At 69.4% G+C, this 12,230-nt stretch carries 9 protein-coding genes; 2 read left to right on the top strand and 7 right to left on the bottom strand.

The genetic code is table 11. The annotated features are described in order from the left end of the window. Positions 1 to 6 precede the first annotated feature (6 nt). From ACQPXM_RS15600 to gcvT, 4 genes are all read right to left on the bottom strand, one after another. Entirely contained in the window at positions 7 to 1,764 is a 1,758-nt protein-coding gene (locus ACQPXM_RS15600) for an ABC transporter substrate-binding protein (protein ID WP_432949129.1), read from the bottom strand. 40 nt (positions 1,765 to 1,804) lie between these two features. Beyond that, on the bottom strand, positions 1,805 to 2,812 hold the full coding sequence (locus ACQPXM_RS15595) for an ABC transporter permease (RefSeq protein ID WP_432949127.1): 1,008 nt from the start codon (positions 2,810 to 2,812) through the stop codon (positions 1,805 to 1,807). Between the two features lie 347 nt (positions 2,813 to 3,159). Next, the gene (locus tag ACQPXM_RS15590; RefSeq protein ID WP_432949125.1) at positions 3,160 to 6,018 is read right to left on the bottom strand and encodes a BTAD domain-containing putative transcriptional regulator; all 2,859 of its coding nucleotides are present in this window, start codon (positions 6,016 to 6,018) and stop codon (positions 3,160 to 3,162) included. 345 nt (positions 6,019 to 6,363) lie between these two features. Next, positions 6,364 to 7,461, bottom strand: coding sequence for a glycine cleavage system aminomethyltransferase GcvT (gcvT, locus tag ACQPXM_RS15585; protein ID WP_432949123.1), 1,098 nt, complete (start codon positions 7,459 to 7,461; stop codon positions 6,364 to 6,366). A 178-nt stretch (positions 7,462 to 7,639) separates the two neighbouring features. Here gcvT and ACQPXM_RS15580 point away from each other — a divergent pair, with 178 nt between their 5' ends. Then, the gene (locus tag ACQPXM_RS15580; RefSeq protein WP_432949121.1) at positions 7,640 to 9,127 is read left to right on the top strand and encodes a leucyl aminopeptidase; all 1,488 of its coding nucleotides are present in this window, start codon (positions 7,640 to 7,642) and stop codon (positions 9,125 to 9,127) included. A 16-nt stretch (positions 9,128 to 9,143) separates the two neighbouring features. Here the strand turns inward: ACQPXM_RS15580 and ACQPXM_RS15575 are convergent, their stop codons facing one another. Beyond that, positions 9,144 to 9,470: a cupin domain-containing protein gene (locus ACQPXM_RS15575; protein WP_432949119.1), complete on the bottom strand. Its 327-nt coding sequence runs from the start codon at positions 9,468 to 9,470 to the stop codon at positions 9,144 to 9,146. A gap of 1 nt (position 9,471) precedes the next feature. Beyond that, positions 9,472 to 10,155, bottom strand: coding sequence for a DUF2848 family protein (locus ACQPXM_RS15570; RefSeq protein WP_432949117.1), 684 nt, complete (start codon positions 10,153 to 10,155; stop codon positions 9,472 to 9,474). Positions 10,156 to 10,242: 87 nt separating this feature from the next. Here ACQPXM_RS15570 and ACQPXM_RS15565 point away from each other — a divergent pair, with 87 nt between their 5' ends. Next, positions 10,243 to 11,583 (top strand): MFS transporter, encoded by a 1,341-nt coding sequence (locus tag ACQPXM_RS15565; RefSeq protein WP_432949115.1) that lies wholly within the window; start codon positions 10,243 to 10,245, stop codon positions 11,581 to 11,583. On the opposite strand, the gene ACQPXM_RS15560 is transcribed toward ACQPXM_RS15565, so the two are convergent. Continuing rightward, positions 11,570 to 12,208 (bottom strand): GntR family transcriptional regulator, encoded by a 639-nt coding sequence (locus tag ACQPXM_RS15560; protein WP_432949113.1) that lies wholly within the window; start codon positions 12,206 to 12,208, stop codon positions 11,570 to 11,572. The two genes, ACQPXM_RS15565 and ACQPXM_RS15560, sit on opposite strands and share 14 nt — an antisense overlap. Positions 12,209 to 12,230: the final 22 nt, after the last annotated feature.

Here is a 12,230-nt window from a genome sequence, read left to right as displayed (position 1 = left end):
TCCGGATCAGGGCTGCTTCAGGTACAACGAGGTGAACTCGGGCATGCCCTGGGTCACGTCGTTGATGGCGTGACCGATGTTCTTGCCAACGGGGAACGCGCTGCCGGCGTAGTACAGCGGAACGGCCGGGAGGTACTTCTCGAGGATCTCGCGGTCGATCTTCGACCACTCCTTGAGCTGCTCGTCCGGGGTCATCGCCGCGACCTTGTCGATCTTGGCGTCCAGGGCCTTGTCCTGCAGCTGACCGACGCTGTTGCCCAGCCCGATCGCGTCGGACTTGAACAGCACCGGCATCCAGCTGGTGCCGCTCGGCCAGTCGGAGCACCAGCCGGCCGGGGTCTTGCCGATGTTCACCGGCGCGTTCTGGTCACCGGTGAGGGTGCGGATCTTGGCCTTCGGGACACCGACGGCCTTCACCTTGAAGCCGGCCTTCTGGAAGACCTGGGTGCGCAGCTGGTTGACCTGCGTGGCGATCTTGTCGTCGTTGCTGTAGTACCAGCTGAGCTCGAAGTTCTCCTTGCCGAGCTCCTTCAGCTTCGCCTTGACCTCCTGGGCGATCGCGTCGTCCTCAGCGCCCTTGCCGGAGCCGTTCAGGCCCGGCAGCTCGTACTTCTCGAAGCCCGGCACGGCCGGCGGCAGGATCGTCGAGGCCGGGATGGCGGTCTGCGGGTCGAGGCCGGCCACCTTGCGCCACGAGGCGAACGGGTAGGCCTTAGCGACCAGCTGACGAACCTCGAACGGGATCTTGCGGGTGTCCATCGGCCACAGGTACGTGCACGGCGACTCACCCTTGATGATCTGGCTCTGGTCCTTGACCTCCGGGTAGAGGCTGACGTCCAGGTTGCTGTAGTTCAGCGCGTTCGCGTCCTCGCCGGAGCTGGCCAGCACCTGACGCTGCACCTTGATGGTGTCCTGCGCGAACTTGAAGTCGAAGCCGTCCACGTACTGGTGCCGCACCGGGTCGGTGTTGGGGTCCCAGTTCGGGTTCTTGACCAGCTTCAGCTGGGTGCCCTGGGTGAGCTGGTCGACCATGTACGGGCCGGTCGCCATCGGCTTCTGCTCGTAGTTCTTCTTGGTGTCCTTGGCCTTCGGGATCGGCGTGAACATCGGGAACGCCGCGTAGAAGGGCAGGTCGTCGAACTTCTTGGCCAGCTTGATCACCAGCGTGTTGGCGTCCGGGGTCTCGACGCCGGAGTAGTTGTCTCCGTCGGAGTACGGCCCGCGGTACTTCTCGCCGTCCTTGAAGAACTGCTGCTGGTACGTCGGTCCGGCGTCGTACAGGTCGTGCGCGAAGGAGCGCTTGATCGAGTACGCGAAGTCCTCGGCCTTCACCGGCGAGCCGTCCATGTACTTGATGCCCGGCTTGAGCTTGAACGTCCAGGTCAGGCCATCGGCCGACTTGGTGCCCAGGTCCTCGGCGAGGTCGGGAACGAGGATCGGCTTACCGGTCTTGTCGTCCAGCTTGTACTGGGTCAGCGCCCGGTAGATCAGCTTCCCGATCTGGTTGCCGTCGGTGTAGTAGATGTTGGTCGGGTCGAAGGTGTCCGGCGTGACGTCGGACAGCACGGTGATCGTGCCGCCCTTCTTCGCCCCCTCGATCTCCGGTGCCGGGCCCTTCAGGGTCGGGTCGGTCGCCTTCTCCTGCGCCTTCCCCTCGGTGCCCGCGTTCGACCCGCCGGTGTTGTTGTTCGACGACGGGCTACCACACGCCGCGACGGCCAGCATGACCGTCGCCGCGACAGCGGTGATCTTCTTCCACTGCATTGTCGTGTTTCTCCTTTTCTGCCGCTGGGGCAACGCCGGGCTACCGGCGAGTCTTGGGGTCGAAGGCATCGCGGACCGCGTCACCCAGCAGGGCGAGCGCGAGCACCAGCGCGGTGATGCCGATGACGGGAAGCCACAGGTACACCGGGTCGGCCTTGAACCAGTTGGTCGCGGTCGCGATCGTCTGACCCCACGACGGGATCGGCTCGATCAGACCCACACCGAGGAAGGACAGTCCCGCCTCGGCCGTGACGTAGGCCGGCAGCGCCAGTGATGCCGAAATCACGATCGGGGCGACCAGGTTGGGCAGCAGTTCCTTGAACAGCACCTGGCTGGTCGGAACGCCGATCGCCTTGGCCGCGAGCACGAACTCCCGCTCGCGCAGGGACAGCACCTCACCGCGGATGATCCGCGCCAGGCCGGCCCAGCCGAAGAACGAGAGCACGAAGATCAGCACGAAGAACCGGGTCGAGGCCTGCTCTTCCGGGCTGAGGTTGAACGACCCGCCGCGCAGCGACTCGACGATCGGCACCATCGCGATCGCGAACAGCAGGTAGGGCAGGCTGAGGACGAAGTCGATGATCCAGGAGATCACCCGGTCGACCCAGCCGCCGAGGAAGCCGGCCAGCAGGCCCATCACGACCCCGATGATGGTGCCGGACAGCGTCGCGATGAAGGCGATGATCAGCGACGGACGGGCGCCGTACACCCAGCGGGCGAAGTTGTCCCGGCCGGTCTTCGGCTCGACACCGAACCAGTGCTCGGGAGTCAGCCCGATCGTCGGGAACCCGTACTCGTCGACCAGCTCGGGGCGGAAGGTGCTGATGTCGGCACCCTCGAGCTTGGTCAGCAGCGGCGCGAAGATCGCGATCAGCACGAAGAACAGCACGATGCAGGCGCAGGTGACCGCGACCCGGTCCTTGCGCAACCGGTCCATCGCGATCCGCGTCGGCGACTTCCCGTGCGCCATCCCCGCATCGCGCACCGGCTCCGCGGACGCCGGGTGGTCCTCGACACCTACGGTCGAGTCGGGTGAACCGATGCTCATGCGAACTCCGTCAGCTTCTGTCAGCCAGATTTCTCAGATGTCGACCGGCCACGATCCGTAGATCGCGGGGGGTCTGGTGCCCTGCACCTTGTTGCAGCCAAATGCCCTTGACACGACCGGCCTCTGGACCGCGGGCTAGCCTGCCCGACACATCGGCGGCAAAACCAGCAGTGCCCCGGAGCAGTGTACAAATCGTTACCGGAACGAGTACGAGGGCGGTACATTTGAGACGAATATTTACGGAGAGTTAGCAATTGTCCACGAAAAGCGGCGGCACAGCACCGTCAATGGCCATTTAGTGCCAGATTGTCACAGACAGTGCAGGCCGGTAGTCCCTGGGTTCATCACTACTCAGAGTGATCACCGTCGGCAGGGGCCAGCTCCAACTGCCGCCGGAAGACGCGAACGCCCGGTTCGTACCCGGTCGCGGTCAGAGCCTCGACTCCTTCGGTCAGGATCCGCAGGCCCTCGTTCAGCTCGCCGCGCCGGATCGCCAGCCACGCCCGGCCGACCTGCAACTGCACCTGCCCCCAGGCGTCCGGCCGCTCGGCGAAGACCACTCCGGCCCGGTCGAGCAGCTCCGCGGCCATGGTGAACTCGCCGCGGAGCACGCACAGGCGAGCTTCGACGACGTCCACGTGCGCCCGGCCGAGATCGTCGCCGATCCGGTCGACGATCTCGGCGGCCTCCGCCACGGTTTGCCCGAGCTCGGCCAGATGCTCGGCGCCTTGGTCCGCGCCGCTGGTCAGCAGCTGGGCGTGCAGCACCAGCCGGATGGCATGAATCCTCGTCCCCGCGGTGCTGACCGCGAGCAGCGCACGCCTCGCCTCGATGGCCTCGGGCAGACGACCGAGCCCGTTCAGCCCGGCGCACAGCAGATCGAGGCCGCGCGCCTTGATCATCGTGGGGTCGGGACAGCGGTCGGCCAGCGCGAGAATCTGTTCGGCCGCGGTGATCGCGCCCTCGTAGTCGGCGTTCTCGGACGCTTGGTAAGCGACGTGGGCCAGAGCCAGCGCCCGGCGCTCGGGATCACCGGTCCGTTCGGCGGCGGCCAAGGCTCGGCGGGCGATCTCCGTGCGCTCCGCATCCGATGCGTTGCCCTGCGCCACGGCACCGAACCTGCGGTGCAGGACCTCCGCTTCCAGCAACGGATCGGTGTCGGTGGTGGCGGCGTCCGCGATGGCGAGCACGCCCTGACGCATCTCGCGAAGATCCCGCACCACCAGGAAGTCGTCGAGGCGCATGGCCAGCATCGCGGCCAGGCGCGGCCGCCCAGACGCGAGCTCGACCGCTGCCGCCACCACCGGGGCCTCGACCTCCAGCCAAGCAGGTCCCACGGCGGCCGCGCGGTCGGTGTCGACGAGGGGGCGTCCCTCGCCGGCGTCGAACTCCAGGTGCCGGGACAGAATCGGCCCGCTGTCCTGCTCGGCGATCGCCAGCAGGCGCAGAATCGCTTGCAGGTAACGGGTTTCGACCGCCTCCCGGTCCGCCAGGCCGTTGAGCAGCTCGACGGCTCGAGCCCGCACCAGCGCATGCAACCCGTACGTCGGCGGGCTCGTCTTCCGGGGCTGCACCAAACCGAGAGCGACCAGCTCGTCGAACACCGCGCGGGCGGCCGGTTCGTCCAGGTCGAGCAGCGGCGCGGCGACCCAGGCGGAGAACTCGTCGGCGCCGACCAGAGCCAGGCATCCGAAGAGACGGCGAGCGGTCTCCCCCGCTGCCCGCAGGGTGAGGTCGAGGCTTGCCCGTACGGCGCGATCGCCGGCCACCAGGTAGTCGAGGCGGCTGGACTCGTCGGCCAGGGACCGGACGACCTCCGCGACGTCTTCGCGGATCAGGTTGAGCCGCGCGCCGACGATGCGCAGCGCGAGCGGCAGTCCGACGCAGTAGCCGACGACCTCGTCCAGCTCCGCGACGGGACGGCCGGACAGCGTAGCCAGCAGCTGCGCACTGGTCGCGTTGTCCAGTGGATCGATCTCCCGGTGGATCGCGTCCTCCAGGCCGAGCAGCGGCCGTCTCGAAGTGACGATCACCGCGCATTGGCTGTCAGCCGGCAGCAGTGGACGCAGCTGTCCGGCGTCCAGCGCGTCGTCCAGGACCAGCAGCACCGACTTGCCCGCCAGGGTCGAGCGGAGCAGTGTCGATCTCTCCTCGACCGAATCGGGCAACGTGTCGACCCCGAGCGAGCGGAGTAGACGTCCGACCAGGATGCTGGACGGAACCGGCTCACCGTTGACGTCCTGCAGTCGAGCGAACAGCTGTCCGTCGGCGAACTCGCCGGCCACCGTGTGCCCCAACCGCACTGCTGTCGCCGACTTGCCGGTCCCGGCAGCGCCGTACAGGCAGACGACAGTCGGCAGTGAGCTCGGCCGTCGCAGGACTTCGACCAGCTCACCCAGTACGCCGTCCCGTCCAGCCAGTACGCCGATGTCGGCCGGAAGCTCGCGCGGTCCCGGCTCGGCTGCGCGGAGGTCCAGCGACTCGTCCTGCCGCAGAATCGCGACTTGCAGAGCGCGCAGCTCGGGACCGGGTTCAACACCGAGCTCGTCGGACAGATGCCGAGCGAGTTCCGCGTACGCCGCCAACGCGTCGGTCTGGCGACCGGACCGGTACAGGGCAACCATCTGGGCTGCGGCGAGCGACTCCCTGGTCGGCTGCTGCGCGGTGAGTTCGGCCAGCTCGGGCAGCAACTCGCGATGCCGCCCAAGGGCCAGCTCAGTCGTCAGGCGAAGCTCCTGCGCGGCCCAGCGCGATTCATCGAGCCCCGCGCACAGCCGGCGGCGTACGTCCTCGGAGGCGACGTCTGCCAAGGCCGGGCCTCGCCAGAGGGCCAGGGCGTCGACCAGCAGCTTGCGGCGCTGCTCCAGATCGTCGAGCGGTTTGGCCCGCTCGACGAGTGCGGCGAACAGCTCGACGTCTGTGCGGCCCGGCGGTGCCTCCACGGCGTAGCCGTGCGGACCGCTGACCAGCTGGCTGTCTCCGGTCGCCAGCACCGTTCGTAGGCGTGACGCGTAGACCTGCAGAGCGCGCTTGGGGTTGCCGGGCTGTTGATCCGGCCAGAGCAGGTCGATCAGCCGTTCAGCAGGCACCGGCTTGCCGGTCTCCAGCAGCAGGACGGCGAGCAGAAGGCGTTCCTGCCGTCGGTTCAGCTCGACCTGCTGCCCTTGCGACCAGATCTGAACTGGACCGAGCAGTCGGAACTCCACGGACGCAGGGTAGACCGGCAGCTCGCATGCACCGGTGGTAAGGGCGGGGTAACAGCCTGCCCGCATCCTGTCCGCGCGACGGGTCACTGCCGTCGCGACTCCGCCCCACGGAAGGTCGATGCGTGTGCCCAGACAATGGATGGTCGTCGCGGCGGGACTGGCGTTGGTCGTCGGCACCCTCGCTGGTCCCGGCGCACGGCCCGGCCGGGACTGGTGCGGAACGGCAGCGGCGCCGCAGGCCCACTGTCGTGGGACCGCGGCGCCGCGGGTCCGGGTGGTGCCCCGGATCGGAGTGGCTCGCCGGCGTGCCTGGGTGGGCCGGCTGGAGTCAGTGGTTCGCCGGCGTCAGCTCTGGCGGACGTTGACCGTGACGAACGGGGGCTTGACCACCTCGAAGGCCTCCTGGCGGCCGCGGATGTCGACGGTGACCTGGTCGCCCTCCTTCACCCCGGCGTCCAGCAGGGCCAGGGCGATGCCCTTCTTCAGGGTCGGGGAGAAGGTGCCGGAGGTGACCTCGCCCAGGGGCGTGCCGTCGGTGCCGGCCACCGTCATGTGCGGGCGCGGGATGCCGCGGCCGACGGCGCGCAGGCCGCGCAGGATGCGGGCCGGGCCGGCCTCCTTCTCGGCGCGCAGGGCCGCGTCGCCCCAGAAGTGCGGCTTCTTCCAGCCGACCGCCCAGCCCGACCGGGCCTGGACCGGGGTGATCTCGGGCGAGATGTCCTGGCCGTGCAGCGGGTACCCCATCTCGGTCCGCAGGGTGTCGCGCGCGCCGAGACCGGCCGGCACGATGCCGTACTGCTCGCCCGCGGCCAGCAGCGCGTCGAACACGGCGACGGCGGCCGCGTTCGGCACGACCAGCTCGTAGCCGCGCTCACCGGTGTAGCCGGTGCGGCAGACGACGACCGGCGTACCGTCGTAGTCCGCGACGGCGAAGGCCATGTAGTCGTGGCCGGTCGGCAGCCCGATCGCCGCGACCACGTCGTCGGAGTGCGTGCCCTGGACTGCGAGGATCGCGTAGTCGTCGTGGGTGTTGGTCACCACGACGCCCTCCGGCGCCTGCTCGGCCAGTCGGCGCACCACCTCGGCGGTGTTCGCGGCGTTCGGGATCAGGAACACGTCGTCGTCGGCGTGCAGGTACGCGATCAGGTCGTCCACCACGCCGCCGTCCTCGGCACAGCACAGCGTGTACTGGGCCTGGCCCGGACCGATCTTGCCCAGGTCGTTGGTCAGGCAGGAGTTCACGTACGCCGCGGCGCCGGGTCCCTTCACCGTCGCCTTGCCCAGGTGGCTCACGTCGAAGACGCCGACCGAGGTCCGGACCGCGGTGTGCTCGGCCACCACGCCGCCGTACTCCAGCGGCATCTCCCAGCCGCCGAACTCGGCGAACTTGGCTCCCAGGGCGACGTGCCGCTCGTGCAGCGGGGACTTCTTCAAGCTGGTCATGCAGCGGAACCTACCTGACCGGACCGGTCCGGTGTCAGTGCGCGAACGGGCCGTGGCGGCGGTGTGGCACGCGTCTCCCGCCCGGCTGGCACGTAGCATGCTGCGTGCGTTGTCGGGCAGCATTCACGTACCGTCACGACCGGCGCACTGCCATCCGTCAAGGAGGACTGAGGATTTCGTGAGCACCATCACCCTGAGCAAGTCAGATGCGGCCGGCGTCAAGACCGACGTCGTCGTTTTCGGTGTCGTCAAGCTCGGCGGCGGCGTCGCGCTGCCGGCCGGCACCGAGTCGCTGAACGCCGCGTACGACGGGCGGCTGGTGGAGGTGCTGTCCGGACTCGGAGCCACGGGCAAGGCCGGCGAGGTGACCAAGGTGCCGCTGCCGGGCAGGTCGGCGACGCTGATCGCGGTCGGCCTCGGGCCGGCGCCGGACGGTGCGCTGAAGACCGAGGACCTGCGGGTCGCCGCCGGTGTCGGCGTCCGGGCCGCGAAGACCGCGCAGTCGGTCGCGTTCGCGCTGCCGACGCCGGACGCCGACTGCGTCCGGGCCGTCGCCGAGGGCGCGCTGATCGGCCGCTACTCCTTCAATGCCTACAAGTCCGAGGCGTCGAGCGACGCGCCGGGCAACCTGACCGTGCTGACCGAACTGGCCCGCAACAAGGACGCCAAGGCCGCGCTGGAGCGCGCGCAGGTGGTCGCCGACGCGGTGCACCAGGTCCGCGACTGGGTGAACACTCCCCCGTCGGACCTGCACCCGGCCGAGTTCGCCGTGCACACCCAGAAGCTGGCCCGCGAGTACGGTGTCAAGGTCGAGGTGCTGGACGAGAAGGCCCTGGCCAAGGGCGGGTACGGCGGCATCCTCGGCGTCGGCCAGGGATCGACCAACCCGCCGCGGCTGATCCGGCTCAGCTACACCCCGAAGAAGCCGGTCACCCACCTGGCGTTCGTCGGCAAGGGCATCACCTTCGACTCCGGCGGCCTGTCGCTGAAGACGGCCTCGGGCATGATCAGCATGAAGGCCGACATGGCCGGTGCGGCCGCCGTCGTCGGCGCGACGATCGCGATCGCGCGGCTCGGGTTGCCGGTGCAGATCACCACGTACGCCGCGATGGCCGAGAACATGCCGTCCGGCTCGGCGGCGCGGCCCTCCGACGTGCTGACCATGTACGGCGGCAAGACGGTCGAGGTGCTGAACACCGACGCCGAGGGCCGGCTCGTGCTCGGCGACGCGCTGGTCCGGGCCAGCGAGGACCGGCCCGACCTGATCGTCGACGTGGCGACGCTGACCGGCGCCTGTGTTGTTGCCCTGGGCACCAAGGTGGCCGGCGCGTTCGCGAACACCGACACCGCCCGCGAGCGGGTCGTCGACGCCGCGATCGCGGCCGGCGAGGCGATGTGGCCGCTGCCGATCCCCAGCGAGATGCTGGACAAGCTGCGCTCGAACTCGAAGGTCGCCGACCTGGCCAACATCACCGGCGAGGCGTGGGGCGGCGCCCTGGCCGCGGCCGCCTTCCTCGCCGACTTCGTTGCTGAGGGCATCGACTGGGTGCACCTCGACGTGGCCGGTCCGGCCTTCAACGACGGCGGCCCCTCCGGCTACACCCACACCGGCGGCACCGGGTACTCGGTCCGCACCCTGGTCGAACTGGCCGCAGCGGCCAGCTGAGCTGAGTGGAGATCCGCTACTCGACCGGGTAGCGGATCTCCAGCATGGTGCAGCCCTCCGCTGTTCGGTACGGGCCGTGGGGCATCCCCGGCCGGCGCGCCGCGTACTGGCCGGCGCCGAAAGTCTTCTGCAGGGTGAGATCCGTCAGCGAACCTTCGAGCAGGTAGACCTCCTCGAAATACTCGTGGCGGATGACCTCATCGGTTGTTGTCCCCGGAGCCCAGCGGGCGATCCGGGTGAGGTTGTTTTCGGATCCTTCGCTCAGGACCCGTTGGGTAATGCCGTTCCCGGCGTCGGTCCACGCGACCTGGTCGACAGGGAAGAACTCGTGCTCGGCCTTCATGTCAGTCCCAGGCCTCGGCCAGCTGCTCCACGGCGTACTCGATCCGGCTGGTGAGGCCGCGCGGATCGGTCAGCTCCACCCGCCAGGCGTCGGCGAACTGGTCCACTCCGGCGATCATCGGGATCGTCCCGCTGAGCAGTACCGTTCCGGGCCGCAGCAGGTTGCCCAGTTCCTTCACCCAGTACGCCGGAGGCAGCAGCTGCGCCAATGTGCCGTCCTGGATGAGCTGCTCCTCCGCACCGTGCCGCACCCACGCCCTGAGCGTGAACTGGTCCAGCTCGTGCTCGATCGACGCCAACGGCCACGCGACATCGCCCAGCAGGTCGGGCGCGGTCTGCTTGCTCCACGCGACTCCGTGCACCTCCAGCGCCCGGTCGGTGTGGTCGCACGCGGCGGTCAGCAGCAGGTCGTCCGGCCCGTCACCGACCACGAGCGCCCACTCCGCCTCCCCCGACGTGCGGGCGTGCGCGACCTGGACCACCTCCGGGCGGCTCACGAGCGAGACCGACAGCGGGTACAGCGTCGGGATCCGCCGCGGCGCCGGCACGCCGAGTTCGGCCAGCTCGTCGACGTGGTGCTGGACCTGCGCGGTGTCGCGGCCGGCGTACCCGGCGTTGAGCGCGTAGCGCACCTCGATCTCCCGCGGGGTGCCGTCCGGGAGCGTGAATCGCAGGGTCTGGGACACGGAATCCTCCACCGAATTGTCGGACATCGCTTGCGTGAACACGTTGTATACGACGAGTATGGAGCATCGTCCCCAGGAGGTCCACCGATGCCCTTGCCCACTGCTTCCGGCCCGTCCCCGGCGCCGGCCACGTCCCCGGGCGACCGCCGGAGTCTGTACAAGGCGTTCGCCGCGAGCCTGTCCGGCACGTCGCTGGAGTGGTACGACTTCGCCGTCTACAGCTCGGCCGCCGCGCTGGTCTTCGGCGACCTGTTCTTCCCCGGCAGCGATCCACTCACCGGCACGCTGCAGGCCTTCGCGACGTACGCCGTCGGGTACGTCGCCCGCCCGCTCGGCGGCATCTTCTTCGGCCGCCTCGGTGACGTGATCGGCCGCAAACGAGTGCTGGTCGCGACGCTGCTGCTGATCGGCGTGGCCACCTTCTTCATCGGGCTGTTGCCGACGCACGCCCAGGCCGGTGCGATCGCGCCGACCCTGCTGGTCTTCCTGCGCTTCGTGCAGGGCGTGGGAGTCGGCGGCGAATGGGGCGGCGCGGTCCTGCTCAGCAGCGAGTTCAGCGAGGCCGGTCAGCGCGGCTTCTGGGCGTCCGCCGCCCAGGTGGGTCCGCCGCTCGGCACGCTGATGGCGAACGGCGTATTGGCGGTGCTGGCGGGTGCGCTGTCCGAGGACGCGTTCCTCAGCTGGGGCTGGCGCATCGCCTTCCTGCTGTCCGCCGTACTGGTCGGGTTCGGTCTGCTGATCCGGACCAAGCTGGAGGAGACGCCGGTGTTCAAGGAACTGGAGGCGCGCGGCGACCGGCCGACCGCACCAGTCACCGAGGTGCTCCGGACGCAGGGCCGGGGGCTGGTGGCCGCCATCCTGGCTCGGGTCGGGCCGGACGTGCTCTACGCGATGTTCGCCGTGTTCGTGCTGACCTATGCGACCCAGGAGCTCGGCATGAGCCGCGGCCAGGCCGTCACCGCCGTACTGGTCGGGTCGGCGTTCCAGGTCGGGCTGATCCCGTTGTCGGGCTGGCTGTCCGACCGGTACGGGCGCCGGCGGGTCTACGGGATCGGTGCGGTCGGCGGGGCGCTCTGGAGCGTGGTGTTCTTCACCATCGCGTCGTCGCTGGCCACTGTGCTGCCCGGTGTGGTGATCGGGCTGGTGTTCCACTCGCTGATGTACGGACCGCAGGCGGCGTTCGTGGCGGAGCAGTTCACCGCCCGGCTGCGCTACACAGGCAGCTCGCTGGCCTACACGCTGGCCGGAGTGATCGGTGGTGCGCTGGCACCGCTCGCGTTCACGTACTTCCTGGCCAAGACCGGTACGGGCTACGTGATCGCGGCGTACATCGTGGTGGCCTGTGTGGTCACGCTGGTCGGCCTGCGCCTCGGCCGGGCGGTGCAGGACGACGTGGAGGACGCGGTCGCTACCGCTAGCCCTGCATGAGGATCGAGCCGGTGGTGTCGAGGTGGCGGAGGATCGCCGCCTCGGCCGCCGCCGTGTCACCGGACGCGAGGCCGTCGACGATCGCCTGGTGTTCGGCCAGCACGTCCTGGCGCCGGGTGGCGCTGCGCTGGAGCGCCACGACTCCCAGCAGCACGTGCCGCGCGCGCAGGCTGTCGTACAGCCGACCGAGCACCGAGTTGCCGGCCGCTTCGATCAGCAGCGCGTGGAACTGGCTGTCCAGCTCGATGAAGTCCTTGGCGTCGCCCGACTCCACGATCGCCCGCTGCTGCTCCAGTACGGCGGACATCGGCGCGACCGGCGTCGTCCCGGCGGTCAGGCACGTGGTCGCCGCCCAGCACTCGATCACGCCGCGGGCCTGCATCATCTCGGCGATCTCGCGGCCCGGCACCGGCGCGACGAACGCGCCGCGGTGCGGAACCAGCTGGACCAGGTCCTCGGCGGCCAGCATCAGCAGCGCCTCGCGGACCGGCGTACGGGAGACGCCGACCTCGGTCGCGACGGCCTGCTCGTTGATGAACGTGCCGGACACCGCGGGGTCGCTCAGCACGGTCCCCCGCAGGTACTGGTAGGCGCGGTCGCGGCCGGAGTCCCCACTCAATTGCATACTCAACGTATACAGCCTTGGA

It is taken from the genome of Kribbella sp. CA-253562 (genome assembly GCF_050942265.1).
Classification (GTDB): domain Bacteria; phylum Actinomycetota; class Actinomycetes; order Propionibacteriales; family Kribbellaceae; genus Kribbella.
The sequence above is the reverse complement of the archived record's forward strand: the minus strand, read 5'-3'. Positions and strand labels throughout refer to the sequence as shown.

Coding starts and splice junctions, on each gene's coding strand:
- ACQPXM_RS15595 (WP_432949127.1), bottom strand. CDS start 2,812: ATGAGCATCGGTTCACCCGACTCGACCGTAGGTGTCGAGGACCACCCG.
- ACQPXM_RS15560 (WP_432949113.1), bottom strand. CDS start 12,208: ATGCAATTGAGTGGGGACTCCGGCCGCGACCGCGCCTACCAGTACCTG.
- ACQPXM_RS15575 (WP_432949119.1), bottom strand. CDS start 9,470: ATGAAGGCCGAGCACGAGTTCTTCCCTGTCGACCAGGTCGCGTGGACC.
- gcvT (WP_432949123.1), bottom strand. CDS start 7,461: ATGACCAGCTTGAAGAAGTCCCCGCTGCACGAGCGGCACGTCGCCCTG.
- ACQPXM_RS15565 (WP_432949115.1), top strand. CDS start 10,243: ATGCCCTTGCCCACTGCTTCCGGCCCGTCCCCGGCGCCGGCCACGTCC.
- ACQPXM_RS15600 (WP_432949129.1), bottom strand. CDS start 1,764: ATGCAGTGGAAGAAGATCACCGCTGTCGCGGCGACGGTCATGCTGGCC.